The 26,966-nt window shown below is 59.1% G+C and carries 25 protein-coding genes; 12 read left to right on the top strand and 13 right to left on the bottom strand.

The window, feature by feature from the left end:
* Window positions 1-2 precede the first annotated feature (2 nt).
* The 5 genes from AAGW23_RS13015 to AAGW23_RS12995 all read right to left on the bottom strand — a co-directional run bounded on the left by AAGW23_RS13015 (window position 3) and on the right by AAGW23_RS12995 (window position 6,059).
* Window positions 3-1,022 (bottom strand): lipase secretion chaperone, encoded by a 1,020-nt coding sequence (locus AAGW23_RS13015; RefSeq protein ID WP_342406892.1) that lies wholly within the window; start codon window positions 1,020-1,022, stop codon window positions 3-5.
* Between the two features lie 49 nt (window positions 1,023-1,071).
* Window positions 1,072-1,968, bottom strand: coding sequence for a triacylglycerol lipase (locus AAGW23_RS13010; protein WP_417797323.1), 897 nt, complete (start codon window positions 1,966-1,968; stop codon window positions 1,072-1,074).
* Between the two features lie 344 nt (window positions 1,969-2,312).
* Window positions 2,313-2,810, bottom strand: coding sequence for a transcription elongation factor GreB (gene greB / locus AAGW23_RS13005; RefSeq protein ID WP_102836298.1), 498 nt, complete (start codon window positions 2,808-2,810; stop codon window positions 2,313-2,315).
* 64 nt (window positions 2,811-2,874) lie between these two features.
* Window positions 2,875-5,376 (bottom strand): ABC transporter permease, encoded by a 2,502-nt coding sequence (locus AAGW23_RS13000; RefSeq protein ID WP_342406890.1) that lies wholly within the window; start codon window positions 5,374-5,376, stop codon window positions 2,875-2,877.
* Entirely contained in the window at window positions 5,373-6,059 is a 687-nt protein-coding gene (locus AAGW23_RS12995; protein WP_342406889.1) for an ABC transporter ATP-binding protein, read from the bottom strand. Before AAGW23_RS12995 ends, AAGW23_RS13000 begins: the two co-directional genes overlap by 4 nt.
* 10 nt (window positions 6,060-6,069) lie before the next feature.
* On the opposite strand from AAGW23_RS12995, the gene AAGW23_RS12990 reads away from it, so the two are divergent.
* The 3 genes from AAGW23_RS12990 (at window position 6,070) to AAGW23_RS12980 (ending at window position 8,032) form a co-directional block, all read left to right on the top strand.
* Window positions 6,070-6,675: an arylesterase gene (locus AAGW23_RS12990; protein ID WP_342406888.1), complete on the top strand. Its 606-nt coding sequence runs from the start codon at window positions 6,070-6,072 to the stop codon at window positions 6,673-6,675.
* Window positions 6,676-6,720: 45 nt separating this feature from the next.
* Window positions 6,721-7,002, top strand: coding sequence for a hypothetical protein (locus AAGW23_RS12985; protein ID WP_102836302.1), 282 nt, complete (start codon window positions 6,721-6,723; stop codon window positions 7,000-7,002).
* A gap of 67 nt (window positions 7,003-7,069) precedes the next feature.
* A complete protein-coding gene (locus AAGW23_RS12980; protein WP_342406887.1) occupies window positions 7,070-8,032 on the top strand; it encodes a L,D-transpeptidase family protein in 963 nt (320 codons plus the stop codon).
* A gap of 87 nt (window positions 8,033-8,119) precedes the next feature.
* On the opposite strand, the gene AAGW23_RS12975 is transcribed toward AAGW23_RS12980, so the two are convergent.
* A complete protein-coding gene (locus tag AAGW23_RS12975; RefSeq protein ID WP_029404583.1) occupies window positions 8,120-8,374 on the bottom strand; it encodes an Lpp/OprI family alanine-zipper lipoprotein in 255 nt (84 codons plus the stop codon).
* 421 nt (window positions 8,375-8,795) lie between these two features.
* Here AAGW23_RS12975 and AAGW23_RS12970 point away from each other — a divergent pair, with 421 nt between their 5' ends.
* A complete protein-coding gene (locus AAGW23_RS12970; RefSeq protein ID WP_342406886.1) occupies window positions 8,796-9,086 on the top strand; it encodes a GNAT family N-acetyltransferase in 291 nt (96 codons plus the stop codon).
* Between the two features lie 39 nt (window positions 9,087-9,125).
* Here AAGW23_RS12970 and AAGW23_RS12965 read toward each other — a convergent pair whose 3' ends face one another.
* On the bottom strand, window positions 9,126-10,202 hold the full coding sequence (locus AAGW23_RS12965) for a 3-deoxy-7-phosphoheptulonate synthase (protein WP_342406885.1): 1,077 nt from the start codon (window positions 10,200-10,202) through the stop codon (window positions 9,126-9,128).
* Between the two features lie 273 nt (window positions 10,203-10,475).
* On the opposite strand from AAGW23_RS12965, the gene AAGW23_RS12960 reads away from it, so the two are divergent.
* Both AAGW23_RS12960 and cysB read left to right on the top strand, forming a co-directional pair.
* Window positions 10,476-11,423, top strand: a complete 948-nt coding sequence (locus AAGW23_RS12960) for a putative 2-dehydropantoate 2-reductase (RefSeq protein ID WP_342406884.1) — start codon at window positions 10,476-10,478, stop codon at window positions 11,421-11,423.
* 307 nt (window positions 11,424-11,730) lie between these two features.
* On the top strand, window positions 11,731-12,705 hold the full coding sequence (cysB, locus tag AAGW23_RS12955; RefSeq protein ID WP_342406883.1) for an HTH-type transcriptional regulator CysB: 975 nt from the start codon (window positions 11,731-11,733) through the stop codon (window positions 12,703-12,705).
* A gap of 97 nt (window positions 12,706-12,802) precedes the next feature.
* Here the strand turns inward: cysB and AAGW23_RS12950 are convergent, their stop codons facing one another.
* A complete protein-coding gene (locus AAGW23_RS12950) occupies window positions 12,803-13,537 on the bottom strand; it encodes a phosphoadenylyl-sulfate reductase (RefSeq protein WP_342406882.1) in 735 nt (244 codons plus the stop codon).
* A gap of 181 nt (window positions 13,538-13,718) precedes the next feature.
* Here AAGW23_RS12950 and thrH point away from each other — a divergent pair, with 181 nt between their 5' ends.
* On the top strand, window positions 13,719-14,336 hold the full coding sequence (gene thrH / locus AAGW23_RS12945) for a bifunctional phosphoserine phosphatase/homoserine phosphotransferase ThrH (RefSeq protein WP_342406881.1): 618 nt from the start codon (window positions 13,719-13,721) through the stop codon (window positions 14,334-14,336).
* A gap of 40 nt (window positions 14,337-14,376) precedes the next feature.
* Here the strand turns inward: thrH and pabB are convergent, their stop codons facing one another.
* Genes pabB through AAGW23_RS12925 form a run of 4 tightly spaced genes read right to left on the bottom strand, consistent with a single transcriptional unit; the run spans window position 14,377 to window position 18,829 of the window.
* Window positions 14,377-15,726: an aminodeoxychorismate synthase component I gene (pabB, locus tag AAGW23_RS12940; RefSeq protein WP_342406880.1), complete on the bottom strand. Its 1,350-nt coding sequence runs from the start codon at window positions 15,724-15,726 to the stop codon at window positions 14,377-14,379.
* A gap of 48 nt (window positions 15,727-15,774) precedes the next feature.
* Window positions 15,775-16,758: an alpha-L-glutamate ligase-like protein gene (locus AAGW23_RS12935; RefSeq protein ID WP_102836311.1), complete on the bottom strand. Its 984-nt coding sequence runs from the start codon at window positions 16,756-16,758 to the stop codon at window positions 15,775-15,777.
* A gap of 3 nt (window positions 16,759-16,761) precedes the next feature.
* Entirely contained in the window at window positions 16,762-18,288 is a 1,527-nt protein-coding gene (locus AAGW23_RS12930) for an inactive transglutaminase family protein (protein WP_342406879.1), read from the bottom strand.
* Window positions 18,289-18,292: 4 nt separating this feature from the next.
* Window positions 18,293-18,829, bottom strand: coding sequence for an ATP-dependent zinc protease (locus tag AAGW23_RS12925; protein ID WP_342406878.1), 537 nt, complete (start codon window positions 18,827-18,829; stop codon window positions 18,293-18,295).
* 266 nt (window positions 18,830-19,095) lie between these two features.
* On the opposite strand from AAGW23_RS12925, the gene AAGW23_RS12920 reads away from it, so the two are divergent.
* The 5 genes from AAGW23_RS12920 to prpF all read left to right on the top strand — a co-directional run bounded on the left by AAGW23_RS12920 (window position 19,096) and on the right by prpF (window position 25,904).
* The gene (locus AAGW23_RS12920) at window positions 19,096-19,818 is read left to right on the top strand and encodes a GntR family transcriptional regulator (protein WP_342406877.1); all 723 of its coding nucleotides are present in this window, start codon (window positions 19,096-19,098) and stop codon (window positions 19,816-19,818) included.
* Window positions 19,815-20,702, top strand: coding sequence for a methylisocitrate lyase (gene prpB, locus AAGW23_RS12915; protein WP_342406876.1), 888 nt, complete (start codon window positions 19,815-19,817; stop codon window positions 20,700-20,702). Before AAGW23_RS12920 ends, prpB begins: the two co-directional genes overlap by 4 nt.
* Window positions 20,703-20,793: 91 nt before the next feature.
* Window positions 20,794-21,921: a bifunctional 2-methylcitrate synthase/citrate synthase gene (gene prpC / locus AAGW23_RS12910; protein ID WP_342406875.1), complete on the top strand. Its 1,128-nt coding sequence runs from the start codon at window positions 20,794-20,796 to the stop codon at window positions 21,919-21,921.
* Window positions 21,922-21,996: 75 nt separating this feature from the next.
* On the top strand, window positions 21,997-24,600 hold the full coding sequence (acnD, locus tag AAGW23_RS12905) for a Fe/S-dependent 2-methylisocitrate dehydratase AcnD (RefSeq protein ID WP_342406874.1): 2,604 nt from the start codon (window positions 21,997-21,999) through the stop codon (window positions 24,598-24,600).
* Between the two features lie 116 nt (window positions 24,601-24,716).
* Window positions 24,717-25,904, top strand: a complete 1,188-nt coding sequence (gene prpF, locus AAGW23_RS12900) for a 2-methylaconitate cis-trans isomerase PrpF (protein ID WP_342406873.1) — start codon at window positions 24,717-24,719, stop codon at window positions 25,902-25,904.
* A gap of 110 nt (window positions 25,905-26,014) precedes the next feature.
* Here the strand turns inward: prpF and ppsR are convergent, their stop codons facing one another.
* Window positions 26,015-26,833 carry a posphoenolpyruvate synthetase regulatory kinase/phosphorylase PpsR gene (gene ppsR / locus AAGW23_RS12895; RefSeq protein WP_102836319.1) on the bottom strand — a complete coding sequence of 273 codons (819 nt, stop codon included), beginning with the start codon at window positions 26,831-26,833 and terminating at the stop codon, window positions 26,015-26,017.
* Between the last annotated feature and the right edge of the window lie 133 nt (window positions 26,834-26,966).

The following is a 26,966-nucleotide window of genomic DNA, read 5'->3' as shown; positions in this document are numbered from 1 at the left end:
GCTCAGCCGCGCTCAGCCGCAACCAGTTGCTCAGCCGCTTGAAGGCGCTGACGTTCATGCTCGGTGAAACGTTCGGTCGCCAAGCGGGAAATGGCGGCACGTTTATCCGCTTGGCCGAGGCCCTGGCTGCGTTCAATCCGAAGTTTTTCCTCGCGGTAGGCGGTGACGCGGGCCTGCCATGCTTGACGCTTGGCGTCGAGCTGCTCCAGACGGGCCGCGGCTGCATTGCCAACCAATTGCTGGCGTAGCTGGCGCAGGTCCGTGGGGTTGCCACCACTGGCTGCTAATGCGCGGGTCTGTTCGCGCAGCTGCACTTGCATCTGTGCCGCCATCGGATCCTGCAGTTCCGCTGGCAGGTTGTTGCGCAAGCGGTCCAGTGCCGCGCCCTTGCCTGACGCATCAAGACTTGGGTCATGACGAATTGCCAGGCGTTCCAGCATGAAGCGGTCAGTTGCTTCGTCCAGACCGAAAAAGGTCTGATGGACCAGTTCATCGAATATTCCTGCACGCAATTGCTGAACTGCGTGCAGCCGGTTGCGCATGGCGTCGATGTCTGCCTGCTGCATATGCTGCTGTTCCAGCATCAGCAGCTGCCGCTTGTAGTTCAGGTACTGGCTCAGCAGCTGGGTGGCGTGGCCTGCTGCAGGTGCAGGCAGTTGAACTCCAATATAGCGACGTAGGCGGTTCACGCTGGTTTCCAGGGGCTCCTCGCCAATCGAGGCAAGGAAGTAGTCGAATACGCGGCGTATCTCTGCATCAATGATCAGCTTTCCGGCGGCGTCAGCCCGAAGTCGACCGTCCACCTGGGTGCCGGCAAAGGAGCCTGGCAGGCGGCCCGGTGCGTCTGTCCTCGGCCGCGGAATTGAAGCTGAGCGCTCAGGCAGACGGGTCTCGCTGGTATTGATCCGGTCGTTCTCGGTGCGGCTCTGCGTTTGGGCAGGTTCTGAGTCGGGCGGGGCACTGCCGTTCATCACAATGCCGATCAGCAGCGTCAGCACAAACAGGGCGGCGATAAATTTCATCAGGATGCCTTGTAGTCAGAAGGTGGGGCCAGCAGGCCCCACCGAAGCTTCAGAGACCTGCGTTTTTCAGCCGATTGGCATGCTGCCGGTACACCGTCACCGGATCGGTCTCGAACAGGCTGGTCAGGCCAAATACCTGATTGACTTCATCCAGATGGTTCATCCGGTAGTTGTCGCGGATGACCATGCCCAGATGCGAGCTGCAACGGCCAACGAGCCCGTCATTGGGCTCGTCAAATGCCAGCGAGCCTGCTCCCATCATGGCGTCACTCACATCCAGTGGGTTGGTCAGCGGGCTGGTGCCGCTCCAGGAGTAGTAACGCACACCGTTGACCTTGTAGGCGCCTTCGCCGCACGCACTGGTCGGCACCCCTTGCGGATACTGCGCATTGAAACGAGCAGCACCTTCGCTGTTGAGCGATTCAAGCGTGCCGAGCGAGTCTTGTGGTTCTGTACTGGTGCTTCCCGAAAGGAAGTGAATCAATGCGCCCATTCCGTTGATGATGCCGGCGAGGATGGCTTCGCCACCGGAGCCTTCCGGAATCTGACGTATCAGATCAGCAACATCGGACCCCTTGTGCGGCGCGCCTACGCTGGTGACCGACGCCACCAGGTCGGGACGGACCGCAGCGACGTAGCGCACAGTCGGTCCGCCGTGACTGTGGCCGACCAGATTCACCTTTGGTTTGCCGCTGATCGCGACGATCTCCTCGACTTGTTGCAAGAGCTCCTCCCCACGAAGCTCCGAGGTGTTGAGCTGACTGACTTCAGTGACGTACACCTGGGCACCGTCACGTCGAAGCGCCTGGGGAATGCCGTACCAGTAATCGATGCCAAGGATGCTGTCGAAACCGAGCATGCCGTGCGCCAGCACAATCGGATAACGCGTCTGGGTGTAGCCGTTGGAGCCGAACAGGCCGGCCTGGACCTGGCTGGAAACAGCCATGACGGTCCCGAGGCATAGAGCAAACACTGTCTTGTTCTTATTCATGAATGCACTCATCTAGGGTGACTGGAGATTGGGCAATCCCTCGCCATTCACCGCGCCTAGCGCGTACTGCAGCTATAACAAGCGCAGCATTCGTGCCAGTCTGCCAGCCGACATGCGTGAATTGCTCTGGCGCGGCGTTTCGCCTAGCGGAAACTTAGTGGGCGTGGCGGCATCAGCGAAACGTCTGTTACCAGATGAAACATGCCGCTGGGTAGGAAGGTGATAGCGCGCACGTTGACCGAATATATCCGCCAGATCGAGAGATTTCGTGACCAATGGGTCCAAAAATAACTAGCTGGTCATGGATAGTCGATGGCAGTGATGTACCAGAGCTTCGGTCCGGTAGGCGTCTGCACCTGGACTTCGGCATCCAGCGTTTTGCCCACCAAAGCGCGCGCCAGCGGCGAATCGATGCTGATCAGCCCTTGGCGCAGGTCCAGCTCATCGGGGCCTACGATACGGTAGCGGGCCTGTTCTCCGTCCTCGTCCTCGACTGTCACCCAGGCGCCGAAATAGACTTTTCCGGGGTCACTGGGCCGTTCTGCGACCACTTTGAGTTTTTCCAGCCGCTTGGTCAGAAAGCGTACACGGCTGTCGATTTCGCGCAGCATCTTCTTGCCGTAGGTGTATTCAGCGTTTTCCGAGCGGTCGCCTTGCGCGGCCGCCTCGCTGACTGACTGGGTGACCTGAGGCCGCTTCACGTGCCACAGTTCATGCAGCTCGGCTCGCAGCCTCGCCTCGCCTTCGGGGGTGATCAGAGGGGTGCCGGCAGGGCGAGGTGGGCGATAACGGCTCATGGAGTTTCCAGTTCAGGCACGGGCTGGGCATTCTACAGGCAGTCCAACATGCTGCCTGCTCCGGTCAATTTTCACGCAGCACATCCAGCGGGCTGGCGTTGAGTGCTCGACGCGTACCCAGCACACCCGCAGCGCCGACCAGTAGCGCGCCAATCAGGGGCAGCAAAAGTAGCCATGGATGGGGGTGCCAGCGAAGATCGAAAACGAAGTGGTAGAGCAGGGCGCTGACCAGTTCACAACCCAATGCAGCGAGTACACCGCTGGCAGCGCCTAGTACGCCGAATTCGGTACGTCGGGCTCTGAGTAACAGTTTCCGCTCCGCCCCTAGCGCCCGGAGCAGCGCGCCTTGACGAATCCGCTCATCCAGCGTTGCTTGAAGACCTGCGAACAATACCGCCAGGCCTGCCGCCAACACGAACATCAGGACATATTCGACCGCTAGCGAGACCTGCGCGAGGATGCTGCGCAGCTGACTGAGCAAGGCTTCGACCTGCAATATCGTCGCAGACGGAAAGTCCCTGGCCAGCTGCACCAACTCACGATCTTTTCCTTGCGGCAGGTGAAAGCTGGTCATGTAGGTGGCGGGCACGTCCTGGAGGGTGTCGGGCTCGAAGATCATGTAGAAGTTGGGCTGGAAACTGTCCCAGTTGACCTCTCGCAGGCTGGTCACGCTGACATCGCGGGTGAGCCCGCCAACTGTGAAGCTGAGTCGGTCACCCAGCTGCACCTGGAGACTTTCGGCCAACTCGGCCTCCACCGATACGCCAGGCAGATCGCCTCGTGCTCCGGTCCACCATTGGCCGGCGGTCAGGCGATTGTCGGAGGGCAGGTCCTTGGCCCAGGTCAAGCTCAGGTCTCGACGAATGGCACGATCGCCCTGGCTTTCCTTGCTTACCAGTTGGCGAACCGGCTCGCCGTTGATGGCAACCAGGCGACCAGGGACCACCGGGTACAGGGGAGCCGCGTGATCAGAGAGTGCCTCGATGCGAGCAGTGAATGCACTCTGGTCGGCGGGCAGGACGTTCAGGACGAAATGGTTGGGGGCGTTGTCCGGCAGCTGGTTTTGCCAAGTGTCGAGCAGTTCGCCGCGCAGCAACCCGATCAGCGCCATGGCAAGCAGTATCAGGCCGAAAGCCAGCGACTGACCAGCCGCCGCCAGTGGGTGACGGAGTAGCTGTCCGAGTCCAAGACGCCATGTCAGCGATGCGCCTGACAGCGCCCGACGCAGCCCCTTCAATGCCAGCAACAGCAGTCCACCGAGAACCACGGTGGCGAGCAGACCGCCGCCCAGCAGCGCGAGGGTAATCTTCAGGTCCAAACTGAGGCGCCACATGATCAAGCCGAGTGCGATAACGGCGGTGCCATACACCAGCCAGGAGCTCGGCGGGATCGGCAGCATGTCGCGGCGTAGAACCCGCAGCGGGGGCACACGTCCCAGCGCGGCCAGCGGCGGCAGGGCGAAACCCGCCAGTGCAACTAGGCCGGTCGCAATCCCCGCCAGCGCCGGCCAAAGCGTGGCGGGTGGCACTTCACTTACCACGAGTTCACGCAGCAGGAAAAACAGTCCATGTTGTGCTGCCCAGCCCAGCAGCGCGCCAGCCGTGCTGGCAACCAGTCCGAGGTAGGCGAGCTGCAGGGTATAGAGCATCAGCGCTTCGCGGCGTGACAGACCAAGGCAGCGCAACAGCGCACTGGCGTCGAAGCGGCGCGCCGCGAAGCGTGCGGCCGATAGCGCCACTGCAACGCCTGCTAGGAGCACTGCGGCAAGGCTGGCCAGATTGAGGTAGCGTTCGGCGCGTCCCAGTGCGCCGCCAATCTGGCGGTTTCCGTCCTTGGCTGTCTCGATGCGCTGGTGCGGTTGCAGATCAGCTTTGATCGCCTCTTCGTAATCTGCCAGTTGCTCAGGAGAGCCCCGCCAGAGTTCGCGATAGCGAACGCGGCTACCGGGCTGAACCACGCCGGTCGCTTCGAGATCATCCAGATGCATCAGTACGCGTGGCGTCAAACTGTAGAAATCACCGACGCGATCGGGCTCGTAGGTCAGCACGCGAGTCAGTTGCAGCGGCTTGTTACCAACTTCAATCCAGTCACCGATCTGGAGGTTCAGGGCGGCGAACAAGCGTGCTTCGGCCCAGGCTTGCCCGGGCTTCGGACCTGTTCCGGGTTGTTCGGGCTGATATGGCGCCGCTGCACTGCGAAGCTCACCGCGTAACGGATAGCTGTCATCAGCGGCCTTGACGCTGGTCAGCTGCAGGTTGTCGTCCGTGGCGACCACGCTGGAGAACTCAACAACCCGGGCGTGCTGGAGCTGTAACCGTTCACCTGCCTCGATCTGTTCAGATGCCGCGGGTGCGCTACCGTTCAAGACCAGGTCGGCGCCCAGGAACTCGGTAGCACGCAGCAACATGGCGTCATTCAGGCGCGCACCGAAATAACCAATGGCCGTACTGGCCGCAACGGCGATCAGCAATGCGAAAAACAACACACGCAACTCGCCAGCTCGCGCATCTCGCGACAGCTGACGCAGCGCTAGCTTTACCAAACGGCTGATGGGCACATGCTTCATTGACTCAACTCGTCGACGAGTTGGCGACCGCCTTCCAGGCGAAGCAGGCGCTGGCAGCGTTGGGCCAGGCGTTCGTCATGGGTTACCAACACCAATGTCGTGCCGTGTTCCCGGTTGAGCTCGAACAGCAGTTCGGTGATGGTTGCGCCGGTGTGGCTGTCGAGGTTGCCGGTCGGTTCGTCGGCGAACAGCACGGCGGGTTCGGCGGCAAAGGCGCGGGCGACGGCGACGCGCTGTTGTTCGCCGCCTGACAGTTGCCGTGGATAATGGTGCAGCCTGGCACCAAGGCCGACCCTGTCGAGCAACTCGGTAGCTTTCGCCTGTGCGTCGGAGCGGCCGTGCAGCTCAAGCGGAAGCATGACGTTTTCCAGGGCGTTGAGGCTGTCGAGCAGTTGAAACGATTGGAAAACGAAGCCGACGTGCTCGGCTCGCACACGGGCGCGCTGGTCTTCGTCCAGCGCCCCGAGCAGATGACCAGCCAGGTGAACCTCGCCTGATGTCGGCAGATCCAGGCCAGCCAATAAACCCAGCAGCGTCGATTTGCCGGAACCTGAAGTGCCGACAATGGCAAGGCTGTCGCCCTTGTCGAGACTCAACGAGACATCGTCTAGTATCGCCAGCTCGCCTTCCGCGCTGGGTACCGCTTTGCTAAGGTTCCGGGCGTAGAGAATGCTGGCGCTCATGGAGATTCCGATGCGAAATTGGCTGATAGGTGGGGGCCTGGTTCTGCTGTGCTGGGCCCAGGGCACCTTGGCGGGAACGGTGTTGGTGGTCGGGGATAGTATCAGCGCCGCTTTCGGGCTGGAAACCAGCCAGGGCTGGGTACAGCTGCTCCAGCAACGCCTTGATACAGAGAATCTCGATCATCGTGTGGTGAATGCTTCGATCAGTGGGGACACCAGTGCGGGAGGGCTGGCAAGGTTGCCCGCATTGCTGGCGGAATACGATCCGGAGGTGGTCATCATCGAGTTGGGCGGCAATGACGGACTTCGCGGGCAATCGCCGAAGCAGTTGAACAGCAATCTGGCGGCCATGGTCGACCTATCGCGTGACGCCGATGCCAATGTCGTGTTGCTCGGGATGCGTTTGCCGCCGAACTTGGGGCAACGTTATACGCGCGCATTTGAGGAAGCGTTCGACTCGCTTGCAGACGATCGGAAACTGCCATACGTCCCGTTTTTCCTCGATGGAGTTGGGGGTGTTGAAGGCATGATGCAAGCCGATCGCATTCATCCCACTGCGAGTGCCCAGCAGCGGTTGCTGGACAACGTCTGGCCGGTGCTCGAGCCCTTGCTTTGAAGCGTGCGCGCGGCTACTGTCGCGCCCCTCGAATCGGAGCCTCAGATGCCGCGCCCAGCCTGGACCCTTTTTGCCTATCGCCTCATCGTTCCAGACGAGCAGTTCGACCTGTTTGCTTGTCGGGAGAACCGGCTGCACTTGGCATTACGGCAGCTTGAGTTGAGCGGGCAGGTTGATCGCACGCTGTGTGGAGGTTTTCTGCCAGCGCGCCCGCTCTGGAAAGATATCGAGCGCTCCGTGCTCAAGGACCGCCGGCTTTGTCCTGCATGTCGCGATGCACTTAGCGCCCAAAGAAAAGGCCTTCCGTCTGCCGTCAGCGCCTGGTAGGTCGGCGTCCGCCGGTGCTTCGAGTACAATCGGCGCAACACGAACACTTTCCCAAGGAAACCCCTGAATGCTCTCGCGTGCGTTTGCAGTCGCCTCCAGTGTGTCTTTCGCAGCTTTACTTTCGGCCACCCAGGCTGTCGCACTCGAATTACCATTGCCGCCGGAGGGCGAGGACGTCGCCGGGCAGATCCAAGTGATCAAGGCCAAGTACGAAGACACCTTTGCTGCGCTCGGTGAAACCCATGATCTCGGCTATCTGGAACTCGTTGCGGCAAACCCGGGCGTGGACCCATGGTTGCCTGGCGAGGGGACCGACATCATTCTGCCGACACGGTACATTCTGCCCCCCGGACCGCGTGAAGGCGTCGTGATCAATCTTGCGGAGTACCGCCTGTATTACTACCCGGAGGGCGAAAACGTGGTGCACACCTTTCCGCTCGGCATTGGGCGTGAAGGTTGGGGTTCCCCGGTGGGCAATACGCGGATCTCAGCCATGACCAGTAACCCAGCCTGGTATCCGCCGCAATCGATCCGCGACGAACACGCCGCCGATGGTGATCCGCTGCCGAAGGTGGTGCCGCCGGGGCCGGATAATCCGCTGGGTCCTTACAAGATGAGCCTGGCGTTACCTGGGTATCTCATCCACGGTTCGAACAAGAAGTTCGGAATTGGCATGCGCGTCAGTCATGGTTGTTTCCGTATGCTCAACCACAACGTGTTAGAGCTGGCGGGGTTGGTCAAGGTCGGAACCTCGGTGCGGATCATCGATGAGCCTTACAAGTTCGGCGTGAGCCAAGGCAAGGTTTATTTGGAGGCACATACGCCGCTTCAGGACGAAGAAAAAAAGATGACGCTCATGGACAAGCATGCAGTAGTGATCAATACATTGCTCAAGCGTGACGAGCCTGCAGGTTCGCTGCAGCTGGACTGGGAAATGGTTCGTGAGATCATCGCTGGCGAGGATGGTCTGCCAATCCAGATCGCCGAGCAGGGCCAGGCCCTGGCCACTCATGAAGAGCCCGTCTTCTAGCATTTTGCGCCTGCATATGGCGTCTGGAGAATCAGGCGCCCACAAAAAAGCCGACCTGATTGCAGGTCGGCTTTTTTTGCCTGAAGCTTACTTGCGGCTGGCGCGTTCCAGCATACGCAGCGCACGCTCGTTGGCTTCGTCAGCAGTCTGCTGGGCCTTCTGAGCAGCCTGCAGAGCCTCGTCGGCACGGCTGTACGCTTCGTCGGCACGCGCTTGAGCGCGGGCAGAGGCGTCTTCGGTCGCGGTCAGGCGGGCTTCGCTTTCTTTGGTCATGCTGTTGCTGCAACCAGTAGCCAGAACTGCGGCGAAAGCCAGAGCAGAAAATTTCAGAACGTTGTTCATCGTGTTCCCCTTAAGGATGAAATCCATGGCAACTCCCGTTATGGAAAGTTGGCGCGCACATACTACCGATTAGTTGCGCTAAGTAAACTGAGCCAAGCAGCTGCTACCGCATTTTTTCTGCATGCTCATTTTTTTTAACTGCATCTGCTGGCAGAACTGATTGAAAAACAATCAGAGCCAACGCTGCACCCGCTACATGGACCGGTGCGAGCGCCGAAAAGTTGCAGTTTTTATCTGCGTCGATCAGTTAGTTAAAGCTCATCCGGCTCATTGCGGCGCGCTGATGATTTAAGCAATTGAGCCAAGTCTTGCCTGGCGGTAGCATGCCTCGTCCAGCTAACAATATAAACGGAGAGTGCGTGAGGGTAATCCACGTAACTTCCAGACAATCAGGGCAGGTCCAGCCTGCTGAGGAGGCGAGATGACCGAACAGCTGAATATCCATCATGATCGAACGAGCCACCAGTTCGAGACAGTCGTTGATGGCCATCGCGCTTATCTGGCCTATGTCGATTTGGGCAAGCAGACGTTGGATATCTACCGGACCTTCGTGCCCGATGCGCTTCGTGGTCGAGGTGTGGCTGCAGTGTTAACCCGGCATGCGCTGGAGTACGCCGAACGCGAGGGTTATACGGTTATTCCATCCTGCTCGTATGTTGAGTGGTACATCGAACGGCAGGCTAGTGCAGCGGACGGTTCTGATCGGGAATAAAAAACGCCGGCAAGCGGCGTTTTTTTGATTCTGACAGCGTCAGCTGCGGGCGCGTTTAGGCAAAACGTCCTTCAGCTTCGTGTGCATGCCGAGAAGGGCTTTTTCGGTGGCTTCCCAGTCGATGCAGGCATCGGTGATGGAGACGCCATATTTCAGATCGTTCAGGTCCTTGGGAATAGGCTGGCTGCCCCAGCCCAGGTGGCTTTCCACCATCAGACCCACGATTGAATTGTTGCCCTCGAGGATCTGGTTGGCCACATTGTCCATCACCAGTGGCTGCAAGGCTGGGTCCTTGTTTGAATTGGCGTGGCTGCAGTCCACCATGATGTTCGGCTTGATGCCGGCCTTGCTCAATTCCTGTTCACATACTGCAACGCTGACCGAATCGTAGTTCGGCTTGCCGTTCCCGCCACGCAAAACCACATGACCGTAGGCGTTGCCTTTGGTAGTGACGATGGACACCCCGCCCGACTGGTTGATACCCAGGAAACGGTGCGGGCTGGAAACCGATTGCAGCGCGTTGATCGCAACCGTCAGGCTGCCATCGGTACCATTCTTGAAACCCACCGAAGACGACAGGCCCGAGGCCATTTCTCGGTGTGTCTGGGATTCGGTGGTACGTGCACCGATGGCCGACCAGCTGATCAGGTCTTGCAGATACTGCGGGGAGATCGGGTCCAAGGCTTCGGTAGCCGTTGGCAAGCCCATCTCGGCGAGATCGAGCAGTAACTGGCGGCCAATATGCAGGCCATCCTGAATCTTGAACGAATCGTCCATGTAAGGATCGTTGATCAGGCCCTTCCAGCCGACTGTCGTGCGTGGCTTTTCGAAGTACACCCGCATGACCAGAAACAGGCTGTCGGAGACCCTTTCAGCCAGCACCTTGAGGCGCTCGGCATATTCATGCGCAGCCTTCAGGTCATGTATCGAGCAGGGTCCCACCACGACGAACAGGCGATGATCCTTGCCGTCGAGAATGTTCCGTATTACCTGCCGCCCTTCGGAGACGGTCGCCAGCGCGGCAGCGGTCAGCGGGATTTCACGCTTCAACTGATCTGGAGTGATCAGTGTCTCGTTGGAAGAAACGTTAAGGTCATCGATCGGTAAATCAGCCATCGTGTTCTCGTCGGGGTCACAGATGCCGTCCGCCAGCCAGCCCCGGTGCGGCGGAGCAGAGCTTGAGGGCGCAGCGGGGAGCGGAACCTTATCGCGTATTGCGTTGCCTCGACAATCATCTTGAAGTCGGACGGCTGGCCGGATATCGCTGGAAAGCTGTTCTGTCATGCCGCCGTTCATAGCCACTGGGCGCTGTCTTTGGACGCTGATAAGGTGGTGGTTTATTTGCGCCCCCATCATGGCGCTTCACTGAACTGTCGCTGGAGTCCTTGCATGACTGCTCCCAACATTCGAATCGGAATCATCGGTACAGGCGCCATTGGCGGCTTTTACGGCGCGATGCTCGCCAGGGCGAGCTACGATGTGCACTTTCTTCTGCGCAGCGAGTTTGAGACGGTCCAGCAGAACGGGTTGCAAATAAACAGCGCGGTTCATGGCTCGATCCACCTGGACTCGGTCCAGGCGTATCGCACTGCTGCCCAGATGCCCAAATGCGACTGGTTGCTGATCGGAGCGAAAAGCACCAGTAATAAAGAGTTGGCGCCCCTGATTGCCGAGGCTGCAGCGGAAGACGCCAAGGTTGTGGTTTTGCAGAACGGTCTGGGCGTGGAGGAGACCTTGCGCGAAGCGCTTCCGAGTCACGTTCACTTGCTGGGTGGCCTCTGTTTGATCTGTGCCCACCGCTCGGCGTTGGGTGTCGTTGAGCATCAGGCACTGGGCGGGGTGAACATTGGTTACCATTCGGGGCCGGCCAGTGACGCTGATCAACAGAGGCTGGTAGAAGAAGGGGTTGCCATGTTTCGCGCGGCGGGCATCGATTCCAATGCAGCCGCGAATCTCGAGCAGGCGCGTTGGCAGAAGCTGGTGTGGAATTTGCCCTATAACGGTCTTTCCGTCCTGCTCGATGCTGGCACAGGCCCCCTGATGTCCAACCCCGACAGCCGAGCCCTGGTCAAATCGATCATGTTGGAAGCCTGCGGAGCCGCCGCCGCCTGTGGCCTACCGCTACCCGATGTGCTGGCGGATCGAATGATGACGTTCACCGATCAGATGCCCGACTATCTGCCGAGCATGTATCACGATCATGCTCAGGGCCGCCCGATGGAGCTGGAGGCAATCTATGCTGCTCCGCTGGCTGCTGCAGCGGATCATGGTTTCGCAATGCCTAAAACAGAGGCGCTGTATCAAGCGCTGCGTTTTTTCTCGGCGCGTACGCGCTGACAATCAGCGCCAAACCACCCGGCGCGGCACGTGGCGGCGCGATCCTCGGTGCGATAGTGATTTGCTTCCCGGCTGCTAAGCTCAATCAGGTCCAGCCATTACTCAATGCCTGTGGCCGGCAGTTGCGGTGTGATTTTGTTGGTGGCCCGGCTGGGTTGACGCGTCAGGCTTACAGTGCCGGTATGCCCGACCAGGCGGCCGCCTACCGGCGGTTCATATGGAAATGGCCTAGAATTTCTAAGTTCTGGTGCATAACGTTATAAAATATGGTTGGCGTCCGAGCGCCATTGGCCTTTGAGGGATCTCTATGAAGCTTCAGCAACTGCGTTACATCTGGGAGGTGGCGCACCATGACCTCAATGTCTCGGCAACGGCGCAAAGTCTGTTTACTTCACAGCCCGGTATCAGCAAGCAAATCCGGCTGTTGGAGGACGAGTTGGGCGTGGAGGTCTTCGCACGCAGTGGTAAGCATCTGACCCGGGTCACGCCAGCCGGAGAGCGGATAATTACGACCGCTGGAGAAATTCTGCGCAAATGCGAAAGCATCAAACAGATTGCGCAGGAGTTCTCCAATGAAAAACGCGGCACGCTCAGCATCGCCACAACCCACACGCAAGCGCGCTACGCTTTGCCGCCGGTAATCAGTGCATTTATCAAGCAATATCCAGATGTCTCGCTGCACATGCATCAAGGCACGCCGATGCAGATTGCCGAGATGGCAGCTGACGGAACCGTCGACTTCGCCATTGCTACCGAAGGGCTGGAGCTGTTCGGCGACCTGGTGATGATGCCGTGCTATCGCTGGAACCGTTGTGTTGTTGTGCCGCAGGGGCATCCATTGGCGAAGCTGCAAAAGCTCACGCTGGAAGCCTTGGCCGAGCACCCGATCGTGACCTATGTGTTTGGTTTTACGGGACGATCCAAGCTGGATGAAGCGTTCAGTCACAGAGGACTGTCACCAAGGGTGGTGTTTACCGCCGCCGATGCCGACGTCATCAAAACCTATGTACGTCTGGGATTGGGTGTCGGAATCGTCGCGCGCATGGCCGTCGACGCAAAGCTCGACCCGGATCTGGTCGTGCTAGACGCCAGCGAGCTGTTCGAACCCAGCGTGACTAAAATCGGTTTTCGTCGAGGCACGTTTCTGCGCGGCTTCATGTGTGACTTCATCGAAACCTTTGCCCCGCATCTTGATCGCGAGATGCTCGAAAAAGCTGTGCAATGCAAAAACAAAGTGGAGTTGGATGAATTGTTCATGGACGTCGACCTGCCGACCTTCTAGTTCGAGCGTCATCCAATTCATTAAGCCGACACCCGTACGCGTGGCTCAGTAAGGGGCTCGTTTCAAGCCCCTTGAGTGATAGATCCGGCGTAGATCGTTAGTTTTTAGCGATCAAGTTCCCGGCGTGTAGGCCGCATTCCTTCTGGGTTGACTCTTCCCACCACCAGCGTCCCTCTCGCTCATGCTGATTGGGCAGCACTGGGCGTGTGCAAGGCTCGCACCCGATGCTGATGAATCCGCGTTCGTGCAAGCTGTTGAAGGGCAACTCGAGCATACGGATATAACCCCAGACCTCTTCGCTGGTCATCTGAGCCAGCGGATTGAACTTGTACAGGCTGTGGTTGGGTGTCGAGAACGCGTTGTCAATTTCCAGAACCGCAACCTGGCTACGTGTCCCCGGGCTTTGGTCGCGGCGCTGGCCCGTCGCCCAAGCGCGGACGCCGGACAGCTTGCGGCGCAGCGGTTCGATCTTGCGAACTCCACAGCACTCACCATGACCGTCTCGGTAGAAGCTGAACAGACCCTTCTCGTTAACCATCGGCTGTAACAGCGCCGGGTCCGGCGTCATGATTTCGATGGGAATACCGTAGTGTTCGCGGACCTGTTCGATGAAACGATAGGTCTCGCTGTGCAGTCGCCCGGTATCGAGGCTGAACACTTTCACGTTCTTGTTCAGCTTCCAGGCCATGTCGACCAATACGACATCCTCGGCCCCGCTGAACGAGATCCACAGGTCATCCCCAAACAGGTCGAAGGCAAGTTTGAGTATGTCCTGCGGGGATTTGCCGGCATAGGAGGCTGCCAGCTCGGCTATATCAATGGTTTGGCTCATCAGGCGGCTTCCTTGGTTGGCGCTTGGCGCTCTGCTGCGCGATGGTAACAAAGAGTCTTTATTACCCTAAATAACGTTTAAGGAAGAGCGCCCATTCTTCGTGGCATAAGCAGCGCGTTGCTTCGCCGGGGCCTTGCCGTTAGAGTGCCGCTTCAATTTTTCTGCTGTAAGGAGCGCGTCCGTGGAAATAGCCTGTCTCGACCTTGAAGGGGTATTGGTTCCGGAAATCTGGATCGCGTTTGCCGAGGCCACTGGAATCGAATCGTTGCGGGCAACCACGCGCGACATTCCTGATTACGACGTACTGATGAAGCAGCGGCTGCGTATTCTGGATGAGCACAACCTGAAACTGCCGGACATCCAGAAGGTTATTGCTACATTGAAGCCGCTGGATGGGGCCGTCGAATTTGTGGACTGGCTGCGTGAGCGTTTCCAGGTGGTCATCCTATCGGACACCTTCTACGAGTTTTCGCAGCCGCTGATGCGTCAGCTAGGTTTTCCGACGTTGCTCTGCCATCGCTTGATCACTGACGAATCGGATCGCGTTGTGGATTACCAGCTTCGTCAGAAGGACCCCAAGCGCCAGTCGGTCATTGCGCTGAAGAGCCTCTACTACCGCATCATCGCAGCAGGCGATTCGTACAACGACACCACCATGCTCTCCGAGGCGCACGCCGGCATCCTCTTTCACGCACCGGACAACGTAATCCGTGAGTTCCCGCAGTTTCCGGCGGTCCATACCTTCGACGCGCTCAAGCAAGAATTCATCAAGGCATCCAACCGCAAGCTGACGCTATAGACGACCAGGCTCCACGGCAACTGCTCAAGTCCCGTGGAGCCTATGACGCCAGCGTCGTCTCAAGTGTGCTCAGCAACACGCTCACCTTGTCCATCGTCTCCTGATATTCGGCTTGCCACGCCGAATCTGCCACGATCCCGCCACCGCCCCAGCAATACACGCTGTCCTTGCGGAACAGCAGAGTGCGGATCGCAATAGAGCTGTCCATCTCGCCACGCACGTCCAAATAGAGCAGTGAGCCACAGTAAATGGCGCGGCGAGTCGGCTCTAGCTCATCGATAATTTCCATGGCCCGAATCTTCGGTGCGCCTGTAATCGATCCGCCCGGAAAGGCGCCGGTGAGCAAGTCAAGCGCATCCTTGTTCGGATCAAGTCGACCAGTGACGCTGCTGACCAGGTGATGCACATTGGGGTAGGTCTCCAGGCAAAACAGCTCCGGAACCCGCACGCTTCCGATCTCACAGCTGCGGCCCAGGTCGTTGCGTAGCAGGTCGACAATCATCAGGTTCTCCGCCCGGTCCTTTGTGCTGGCCATCAACGCGTCGGCTTGAGCCAGATCGCTTTCCGGGTCCAGATTTCTTGGACGGGTGCCCTTGATCGGGCGGGTCTCGACTGTCCTGTCGCTCACGCGCAAGAAACGTTCAGGGGAGACGCTTGCAATTGCGCCTTCTTCCATCGTCATGAAACCGGCGAAGGGGGTCGGGCAGGCGTCACGCAGGAGGCGGAACGCTTGCCATGGATCGCCGTTATAGGTCGCTTGAAACCGTTGGGCGAAGTTCACCTGGTAACAGTCGCCTGCCTGGATATACCGCTGGATGCGCGCGATAGCGCCTTGATACTCGCTGGGTTTCAGGTTCGCGACGAAAACAGACGACAAGCTGAACGTCGAGGGTGGAGATTCCCAATCAGTCTCGAACAAGGTGGTCAGGCGACTGCGTTCCGCCTGGACCAACGACGGATGAAAGACCAGGTGCGTGGTTTGACGCTGGTGGTCGTTCACCAAGGCCCAGGCATAGACGCCGAATCGGGCGTGCGGAAGGCCCAGGTCATCGTGAGCATGATCAGGCAGCCTTTCCAAGCGTGAGCCGAAATCATAGCTGAGATAGCCCAGCAGGCCACCTATGAAGGGTAGGTCAATGTCCGACGGCGCTTCGGCATCACCCAGTGAGCGGAGCGCCTCGCGAAGTCTTGAAAAAAATGCGCCCCCTGTTTCCGACGCGCTAGGGACTAGCACCTGTGTTGGCCAGGCGCTGAGCAGGTCGAATCGGCCACGTTCTGCCACCGGACGGCCCGAGTCGAGCAGCACGGCACCGGGCGCGTGGCGAATGCGCTCGAACCAAAAGGCTGGATTGGGGCGATAGGGAAGGGCGTGAAGCGTGCAGAGGGGCATGATGTGTTTCGTTCGGGAGATGGCCCGGCCAATGGGCCGGGCTTTGGCTCAATCGTGAGCCGGTATGTGGCCAAACAATTCTTGAGCGAATCGCACTCGCTCTTCTGGGGTTTCCTGCCCTCCGCTTTTCTTGAGCTCCTCGACGCGATTCTCCACGGCATGCGCCCGGTGGGTAAGGCCACAATCGTTGGCGATCTGAATGTTCAGGCCCGGACGCGCGTTAAGTTCGAGGATCAACGGTCCCTTATCCTCGTCCAGCACCATGTCCACACCGATGTAGCCAAGGCCGCAAAGCTCGTAGCAGCCGGCTGCAAGCTTCATGAACCCGTCCCAGTTTGGCAGTTGTACGCCGTCCACGGCATTGGTGGTATCCGGGTGTTTGGTAATCTTGTTGTTCAGCCAGGTGCCGCGCAACGTGATGCCCGTCGCCAGATCCACTCCGACCCCGATTGCACCCTGGTGGAGGTTGGCCTTACCGCCGGACTGCCGAGTTGGCAGGCGTAGCATGGCCATGACCGGGTAACCCATCAGGACAATGATGCGGATGTCCGGAACGCCTTCGTAGCTGATGCTTTTGAAGATCGGGTCGGGGGTGACGCGGTACTCGATCAGAGCGCGGTCGCGGTGCCCTCCCAGCGAATACAACCCGGTGAGGATGTTGGAGATCTGATGCTCGATCTCGTCGTGAGTCAGGATTTTCCCTGACACCGTTCGATAACGCCCCTCGAAACGATCAGCGATGACGAGGATGCCGTCACCGCCGGCACCCTGTGCCGGCTTGACCACAAAGTCGGTGTGGTCCTTGACGATGTCCTTGAGCTTTTCGATATCGCGCTCGGTCTCGATGATCCCGTACATCTCAGGGACATCGATACCGGCTTCGATTGCTCGCTCCTTGGTGATGATCTTGTCATCGACAATCGGATACAGGTTGCGCTTGTTGTACTTGAGCACGTAGTCCGCATTGCGGCGATTGATGCCCATGATGCCTTTGGCTTCGAGGGCCTTCCACGTCTTGATTAGACCGAACATGGCTCAATCCTTCAAAAAGGCTTTGAAACGAAACAGTTCGGTCAGGCGGTAGCCGCGATAACGACCCATCGCGAGCATGAAGCCAACCATGATCAGCAGCACTGCCGGGAAAGTGAAGATGAAGTAGGTCAGTTCCGGAATGTTCATCAGCAGGAATGCCAGCGCTGCTGCGATCAGCGTACCGACCGCCACCTTGAACGCATGACCGCCGCCACGTTCTTCCCAGGTGATGGAAAGGCGCTCGATGGTCATAGTCAGGATGACCATGGGGAACAGTGATACGGATAGGCCGCGCTCGAGCCCAAGCTTGTGGCTGAACAGGCTGATCACCGCGATCAGCACCACGACGAACGTGAGCACCACTGATAGGCGTGGCAGCATCTGTAGTTTCAAATGCTCAAGATACGAGCGCAGCGACAGCCCCAGTGCGGTGATGACCGTGAACAGGATGATGCCGAAACCGATCTGGGTTTCACGGAAGGCCAGCGCAATCAGTACTGGTGTAAAGGTACCCAGTGTTTGCAGGCCGCCAAGGTTGCGCAGGATCAGAATCACCAGAACACCGATCGGAATCATGATCATGATCTGGTAGGTCTGCTGGGTCTGTAGTGGCAGTCCGTAAAGCGAATATTCGAGGAAGTCTGCGTCGGTATTTTCGTCAGTCAGCTTTGCCAGGCGGATGGCATTCATCTCGCTGCTGTTCAGCGTAAAGGTGACTTGCGGGTTACGTCCTCCTTCGAGGTTCATCAGCGGCTCGTTGCCGGTCCACCAGACCAAGCGGTCCTGCGGCAGGCCCTGCTCACCGGTTTCCGGATTGAAATACAGCCACTTGTCACCGTTGAAGCTCCGCAGCCAGAGCTCCGGAGATTGCGCCATGTCGGCTTGCAGGCGAACCGTGTGCACGCGCTCCATGGGAACGTGGGCTATGGATAGCAATAGCTCGATCACTCGCGCCTTGTTAGGCGTCGAAGCGTCGCCGCCAAGCAGCAGTTTGACGTTATCGTCATTGGCATTGTTGACCCGTTTTATGGCTTCGCTGATGAAGGTTTCAACGTCAGCCGAATGCTGGCGAATGGGTGATAGCAACGCCTCTGCTGCAATTTTCTCAGCCCCTTCGACCGGAATGCTGTCACGGAAGATCGGGCCGGTAGTTTTGGTCTGTTCGCCGCTGTAGCGTCGGGTCAGTACCAGTCGGTAGTAAAGCGTTTGCTTGCCATTGACGCGCCGCGCGGACCAGGTAACCCGGCGGTTGCCATCGGCACGGTTGATGCTCACGCCATAGTTGTTGGAAATGAAGCTCTCATTGAGGCTGACGAATTCCTGATTGAGTGGCGGTACGTACATCTGCAGCTTCACCGGCTCGCGCGGGTTGGCCTGGAATTCGACCTTGGCGTCAATATTCCAAAGGTCATCGGTTTCATCTTCAGTCACCGGAATGCCCAAGATGAAGATCTGGTAAGCGGTAATTGCGATGCCCAGCGAGACGAGCAGAAGAATCAGGATTTTCAGGTGCAGGGTAAGTGCGCGCATGGGGTTACTCGTCAGCGTCAGATTCGATAATGCAGCCGGGTTTGCCAGCGGCGTACTTAAGAGCAGGGTCGACCAGAGCACCGAAGCGAGAGAGCGCATCGGAACCGATCAAAAGTGGGTATTGGAATGCGCTTCGGTCCGTGAGGTTCACTTCGATACTGCGTTTTGCCTTGCCCATACACAAATTGAGTTCAACAACCGGGCGCGGCGTATAAGTTTTCTCTTCCTCTGGATCGAAGTCACCAGCACGACGCTTGATCTTGCTGATGCGCTGTAACGGGAGTTCGATGGGGCGGTCATGGGCTTCATCAATAGCGAGATAAAAGCGAACCCAGCTTTTTCCGTTGCGCTTGAAACGTTCGATGTCGCGCGCGCTGAGCGAGGCAGTCTGGGCACCGGTATCAAGCTTGGCTGGCACCTCCAGACCAAAGTCCGGCAATGCCACGTGCTCATTCAGGCCGTAGATCGTTTTGTCATCGGCCTGTGACAAGAGCGGGACGCTTAAGAGGCAGAGCAATAGAAGACGGGTTTTGGTGCTCATAAATCCAGGTAGTCGAGTCGGAAAAGCGGCCGGAACAACGAGCCAGGCTAAAGCACGTCGGAGCGAGCGCCGACATGGCGTATATAGCGGCGCATTCTAGCATGGGCGGTAGATCACGAAGCTAGGCTCAAGCCAAACTGCGGCGCTACGGGTCCAAATGACTTCGTCATGCGGCAAGCTGATTGTCGACAATCTACTTTTGTATCATTGACCAGGCACGCTTCGAGGGCTAGCTTGTGGCTGTAAAAGGCTTAGGTGTCGACAATATGCTGGATGCGTTGGAAATCCCCCGCCTTGATCAGGTAGACAGCGGAACCCTCTCTGAGCACGTGTTTCGACGGATTCAGGCGGCTATTGTGAAAGGAGATATCGCGCCCGGCAGCAAGATATCGGAGCCTGAACTTGCGCGTACCTACGGCATCAGTCGCGGTCCACTGCGCGAGGCGATCCACCGGCTGGAAGGGCAGAAGCTGCTGGTTCGCGTGCCGCATGTTGGCGCACGGGTGGTTTCGCTCAGCCATGCCGAGCTGATCGAGCTCTACGAAATCCGTGAGTCACTGGAAGGCATGGCCTGTCGCCTGGCAGCCGAGCGTATGAGCGAGGCGGAGATCCAGGATTTGCGTCGGGTGCTGAGCACCCACGAACGCGATGAAGCCTTCCAGGCCGGCGTCGGCTATTACCAGCAGGAAGGCGACTTCGACTTCCATTACCGAATCATCCAGGGTAGCGGTAACCGCACGCTGGCCAAGTTGCTGTGCGACGAGCTGTACCAACTGGTCCGTATGTACCGCATCCAGTTCTCTGCAACGCCCAACCGCCCGCGTCAGGCGTTCGCCGAACACCACCGGATTCTCGATGCCATTGCCGACCGTGACGGCGAGCTGGCCGAGCTGCTGATGCGGCGCCACATCTGCGCTTCCAAGCGCAATATCGAGCGGCACTATCTGGCTGCTCAACAACAGACATCACAACCAAGAGGTGAGGCATGACACTTCCTACCCCCGGTCAGCGTTTCCGTGACGCGGTGGCCAGCGAGCATCCGCTGCAGGTCGTTGGCGCCATCAACGCCAACCACGCCCTGCTGGCCCAGCGTGCTGGCTTCAAGGCCATTTACTTGTCGGGCGGCGGCGTGGCGGCCGGTTCGCTCGGCCTGCCGGATCTCGGTATCACCGGTCTCGACGATGTGCTGACCGATGTGCGTCGCATCACCGATGTCTGCGACCTGCCCCTACTGGTAGATGTCGACACCGGTTTCGGCTCCTCGGCGTTCAACGTGGCGCGTACCGTGAAGTCGATGATCAAGTTCGGCGCGGCGGCGATCCATATCGAGGACCAGGTTGGGGCCAAGCGCTGCGGCCATCGCCCGAACAAGGAAATTGTTACCCAGCAGGAGATGGTCGACCGCATCAAGGCGGCTGTTGATGCGCGTACCGACGACAGTTTCGTGATCATGGCGCGTACCGATGCGCTGGCGGTCGAAGGGTTGAATGCCGCGCTGGACAGAGCCGCCGCCTGCATCGAAGCAGGGGCTGACATGATCTTCCCCGAAGCCATCACCGAGCTGGCGATGTACAAGACCTTCGCCGACCGCGTGAAGGCGCCAATCCTGGCCAATATCACCGAGTTCGGTGCAACGCCGCTGTACACCACCGAAGAGCTGGCCGGCGTCGATGTATCCCTGGTGCTCTACCCGTTGTCGGCGTTCCGTGCCATGAACAAGGCGGCCGAGAATGTCTACACCGCGCTGCGCCGTGACGGCACTCAGAAGAATGTGATCGACACCATGCAGACGCGTATGGAGCTCTACGATCGCATCAACTACCACGCATTCGAGCAGCACCTCGACGCACTGTTCGCTCAAAAGAAGAGCTGACAGAAAGACCCCGCTGGGTGTCGGCGGGCTCTATACGGTCATTTTCAACGTGATTTGCAGTATCCAGAACAAATCCAAGAAGGAGATAGCAATGGCTGAAGCAAAAGTTTTGAGTGGCGCAGGTCTGCGTGGCCAGATCGCCGGCCAGACCGCCCTGTGTACCGTTGGCAAGACCGGTGCCGGGTTGACCTACCGCGGTTACGACGTACGTGAGCTGGCGGCCGAGTGCGATTTCGAAGAAGTGGCCTACTTGCTGTTCTACGGCGAGTTGCCAAACACACAGCAGCTGACCGATTACAAGAGTCGCCTAAAGACGATGCGGGACCTGCCGCAGCCGCTAAAGGAAGTGCTCGAGCGCATCCCTGCCAGTGCGCATCCGATGGACGTCATGCGTACCGGTTCCTCGGTGCTCGGCACGCTGGAGCCGGAGCTCAGCTTCGACCAGCAGCGCGATGTGGCCGAGCGACTGATGGCCGCTTTTCCGGCGATCATGTGCTACTGGTACCGCTTTACCCATGATGGCGTGCGCATCAACTGCACCAGCGACGAAGAGACCCTTGGCGGTCATTTCCTCGCGCTGTTGCATGACAAAAAGCCTAGCGACTTGCACGTCAAGGTGATGAACGTCTCGCTGATTCTTTATGCCGAGCACGAATTCAACGCTTCGACCTTCACGGCCCGCGTCTGCGCCTCAACGCTGTCCGATCTCTATTCCTGCGTGACCGGCGCTATCGGTTCGCTGCGCGGCCCGCTGCATGGCGGCGCCAACGAAGCGGCGATGGACATGATCGAGCAATGGAAGAGTCCGGAAGAAGCCCGCGAGGCGATCCTCGGCATGCTCGAGCGCAAGGACAAGATCATGGGCTTCGGCCACGCGATCTACAGCGTTTCCGACCCGCGCAACGAGGTCATCAAGGTATGGGCCAAGAAGCTCGCCGATGAAGTGGGCGACTCCGTGCTCTATCCGGTCTCGGTTGCCGTTGACGAAACCATGTGGGAGCAGAAGAAGCTCTTCCCGAACGCCGACTTCTACCATGCGTCCGCCTATCACTTCATGGGCATCCCGACCAAGCTGTTTACGCCGATCTTCGTCTGCTCGCGCGTTACCGGCTGGGCATCCCATGTGTTCGAACAGCGCAGCAACAACCGGATCATTCGGCCGAGCGCCGAGTACATCGGTCCGGAGCAGCGCAAGGTCGTCCCGATCGCCCAGCGTTGATCGGAGCGAGGGAGCTCGTCGCCGGGCTCCCCAAACCTTGCCCCACAGAACATTACTGAATTGAGTTCTTCCGGCATGAATACAGAACACCGCAAACCTTTGCCTGGCACTGGGCTTGACTACTTCGATACCCGCGAGGCGATCGAAGCGATTCAGCCGGGTTCCTATGACAAGCTGCCCTATACGTCCCGCGTCCTGGCCGAACAGCTGGTGCGTCGTTGTGAGCCCGAAGCGCTGACCGACTCGCTGAAGCAGATCATCGAGCGCAAGCGCGACCTCGATTTCCCGTGGTATCCAGCTCGTGTGGTCTGCCACGATATCCTCGGTCAGACCGCGCTGGTCGATCTCGCCGGTCTGCGCGACGCGATCGCGGAGCAGGGCGGTGACCCGGCGAAGGTCAACCCGGTTGTTCCGACTCAGTTGATCGTCGACCACTCGCTGGCGGTTGAATTTGCAGGCTTCGATTCGGATGCGTTCGAGAAGAACCGAGCCGTCGAGGAGCGACGCAACGAAGACCGCTTCCACTTCATCGAGTGGACCAAGACCGCCTTCAAGAACGTCGATGTGATCCCGGCCGGCAACGGCATCATGCATCAGATCAACTTGGAGAAGATGTCGCCGGTGATTCAGGCGCGCGGTGGCGTGGCCTTTCCAGATACTTGCGTAGGCACCGACTCGCACACGCCGCACGTCGATGCGCTGGGTGTGATCGCCATCGGCGTCGGCGGTCTGGAAGCCGAAACCGTGATGCTCGGCCTGCCGTCGATGATGCGACTACCCGATATCGTTGGTGTGCGCCTGACTGGCAAGCGTCAGCCTGACATCACTGCTACCGATATCGTGCTGGCGCTGACCGAGTTCCTGCGCAAGGAGCGTGTCGTTGGCGCCTGGGTCGAGTTCTTTGGCGAAGGGGCCGACAGCCTGACGATTGGCGATCGCGCGACCATCTCCAACATGTGCCCGGAATACGGCGCGACCGCATCGATGTTCTACATCGACCAGCAAACCATCGATTACCTCAAGCTGACCGGCCGCGAGCCGGAGCAAGTTGCGCTGGTCGAGCAGTACGCCAAGGAAACGGGCCTGTGGGCAACCGCGTTGGAAGGTGCCGAATACGAGCGCGTGCTCGAATTCGACCTGTCTAGCGTGGTGCGCAACATGGCGGGCCCTTCCAACCCGCACAAGCGTCTGCCGACCTCGGCGCTGCACGAGCGTGGCATCGCCGACGAAAACATGCTGGCTGCGGCCAGGGCCGAAGAGGCCGAAGGCCTGTTGCCGGACGGTGCGGTGATCATTGCTGCCATCACCAGCTGCACCAACACCTCCAACCCGCGCAACGTGGTGGCCGCCGGCCTGCTGGCGAAAAAAGCCAACGAGCTGGGGCTGGTGCGCAAGCCTTGGGTGAAGACCTCCTTCGCGCCGGGTTCCAAGGTCGCCAAGCTGTACCTGGAAGAAGCTGGGCTGCTCAGCGAGCTGGAAAAACTCGGTTTCGGCATCGTCGCCTACGCCTGCACCACCTGTAACGGCATGTCCGGTGCGCTGGACCCGGTGATCCAGCAGGAAATCATCGAGCGTGATCTGTATGCCACCGCGGTACTCTCTGGTAACCGCAACTTCGACGGCCGTATCCATCCGTACGCCAAGCAGGCCTTCCTTGCTTCACCGCCGCTGGTAGTCGCTTATGCCATCGCCGGTACCGTACGTTTCGATATCGAACAGGATGTGCTGGGTACCGACAAGAACGGCAACCCGATCACCCTGAAGGACCTCTGGCCGTCCGACGAGGAGATCGACGCCATCGTCGCGTCCTCGGTCAAGCCGGAGCAGTTCAAGCAGATCTACATTCCGATGTTCGATCTCGGCACCATCGAGGAAGCCAAGAGTCCGCTGTACGACTGGCGTCCGATGTCCACCTACATCCGTCGTCCGCCGTACTGGAAAGGCGCGCTGGCTGGTGAGCGCACACTGAAAGGCATGCGCCCGCTGGCGATCTTGCCGGACAACATCACCACCGATCACCTGTCGCCGTCCAATGCAATCCTGCTGGATTCGGCCGCCGGTGAGTACCTGGCCAAGATGGGTCTGCCGGAGGAAGACTTCAATTCCTACGCCACCCACCGTGGCGATCACCTGACGGCGCAGCGCGCGACGTTCGCCAACCCGCAGCTGGTCAACGAGATGGCGGTGGTCGACGGCAAGGTGCAAAAGGGTTCGCTGGCGCGCGTCGAGCCGGAAGGGAAGGTGATGCGCATGTGGGAAGCCATCGAAGCCTACATGAACCGCAAGCAGAATCTGATCATCGTGGCCGGTGCCGACTACGGCCAGGGCAGCTCGCGTGACTGGGCTGCCAAGGGCGTGCGTCTGGCCGGTGTCGAGGTGATCGTCGCCGAAGGCTTCGAGCGTATCCACCGTACCAACCTGGTGGGCATGGGCGTGCTGCCGGTCGAGTTCAAGCTGGGTACTACGCGCCTGACCCTTGGTCTCGATGGCACCGAAACCTTCGATATCGAAGGTGAGCTGTCGCCGCGCTGCGACCTGGCTCTGGTCATTCGCCGCAAGAGCGGTGAAGAGACCCGTGTCCCGGTCACCTGCCGCCTTGATACCGCGGCCGAAGTCGGCGTCTATGAGGCCGGCGGCGTACTGCAGCGTTTCGCCAAGGACTTCCTCGGGCAGGCGTGACCGTTCGACCACGTAGGGTGGATGGCGTATTTCCATCCGCCGCACCAAATCGGGCGGTGGCTCGGTGAAGCGCGATCCACCCTACGGTCCATTCATTTTTAAGCCAGGAGTCACTCATGGCTCATCAGCCTCAGATCAAGATTTCCGCGACCTATATGCGCGGCGGCACCAGCAAGGGTGTGTTCTTCCGGCTGCAGGACCTGCCGGAGAGCTGCCAGGTGCCGGGCGCTGCGCGCGATAAGCTGTTCATGCGCGTGATCGGCAGCCCCGACCCATATTCTGCGCACATCGATGGGATGGGCGGCGCCACGTCGAGCACCAGCAAATGCGTCATTCTGTCTAAAAGCAGTCGGCCCGATCACGACGTCGAGTACCTCTATGGCCAGGTGTCGATCGACAAGCCCTTCGTCGACTGGAGCGGCAACTGCGGCAACCTTTCAACCGGCGCCGGTGCGTTCGCGCTGCATGCCGGCCTGGTGGATGCCGAGCGCATTCCACAGAACGGCACCTGTGTGGTGCGGATCTGGCAGGCCAACATCGGCAAGACCATCATCGCCCACGTGCCAGTCACTAATGGCCATGTACAGGAGACCGGCGATTTCGAGCTGGACGGCGTGACCTTTCCAGCTGCCGAGGTCGTGCTGGAATTCCTCGATCCGTCCGACGACGGCGAGGAGGGCGGTTCGATGTTTCCTACCGGCAACCTGGTCGATGATCTCGATGTTCCTGGCATCGGTACGCTCAAGGCGACCATGATCAGCGCCGGCATTCCCACTGTGTTCGTGAATGCCGAGGACATCGGCTACCAGGGCACTGAGCTGCGTGAGGACATCAACGGCAATCCGGATGCTTTGGCACGTCTGGAGGCGATTCGTGTGGCCGGAGCGCTGCGCATGGGCTTGATCAAGACCGCGGAGGAGGCGCTGACCCGTCAGCACACACCGAAGGTTGCGTTCGTTTCCCAACCGAAAAGCTATCGGGCGTCCTCGGGCAAGAACATCGAGGCAGGTGAAGTCGATTTGCTCGTGCGGGCGCTGTCCATGGGCAAGCTGCACCACGCCATGATGGGCACCTGTGCGGTGGCCATCGGCACGGCAGCTGCAGTCCCGGGTACGTTAGTCAATCTGGCTGCTGGCGGCGGCGAGCCTCAGGCGGTGCGCTTCGGTCATCCGTCCGGCTCGCTACGTGTCGGCGCAGAAGCAAAACAGGTCGACGGTCAATGGACCGTAACCAAGGCGATCATGAGCCGCAGCGCGCGCATATTGATGGAGGGGTGGGTGCGTGTGCCCAGCGATACCTTCTGACGATTTAACGACACTCGACGCCTGATTTGCGACGGAATCGGATTCCATTGGACCTGGATAACAAAAAAGTCCGCACCAAGCGGACTTTTCGTTGTCTAGCAAAACGGACGCTATTTGAGCCGGCGCTCGACGCCCTTCTCGACAAGGATTTTGGCGGATATTTCTTCTACCGAGAAATGGGTCGAGTTGATGTAGTTGATGTTCTCGCGACGGAATAAGTTTTCGACCTCGCGAACTTCGAACTCGCATTGGGCGTAACTGGCGTAGCGGCTGTTGGGTTTGCGCTCGTTGCGAATGGCGGTCAAACGGTCAGGGTCAATGGTCAACCCGAACAGCTTGTCGCGGTGGGTCTTGAGGGCGGCAGGAAGTTGCAGACGTTCCATGTCGTCTTCGGTCAGCGGGTAGTTGGCGGCCCGGATGCCGTACTGCATTGCCATGTACAAGCAGGTGGGCGTTTTGCCGCACCTGGAGACGCCGACCAAAATAAGATCGGCCTTGTCATAGTAGTGCGTGCGGGCACCGTCATCGTTGTCCAAAGCGAAATTGACAGCGTCAATTCGCTCCATGTAGTTGGCGTTATGGCTGATCGAATGGGATTTGCCGACGGAATAGGAAGAGCGTGACATCAGTTCATGTTCCAGCGGGGCAAGGAAGGATGAAAAAATGTCGATCATGAATCCATTAGACTCAGCCAGGATGTCACGTATCTCCTGGTTTACCAGCGTATCGAATATGATCGGCCGAGCGCCGTCGCTGTCCGCCGCTTTATTGATTTGCTGTACCATTGCCCGCGCTTTTTCAGCCGTATCGATATATGGCCGCGTGAGCTTTGTGAAAGTAATGGTTTCGAACTGTGCCAGTAGGCTTTGGCCGAGCGTTTCGGCCGTAATCCCAGTACCGTCGGATATGAAAAATGCAGTTCGTTTCATTGCGCTTGGGACCTTAAGTCAAGAACGGTTCTCAGCTATAGTAGGCCCCTTCGCCGAGCCTCGATTGGCAGGCATTGTTACTTATTTTGCAGGGCCAGGCCACCGTGCTGCGGATGGGCACGAACCGAGTTTC

The organism is Stutzerimonas chloritidismutans (assembly GCF_038562055.1).
GTDB lineage: Bacteria > Pseudomonadota > Gammaproteobacteria > Pseudomonadales > Pseudomonadaceae > Stutzerimonas > Stutzerimonas chloritidismutans_A.
Note: the sequence above shows the minus strand (reverse complement) of the source record. Positions and strands in the feature narration are given on the sequence as shown.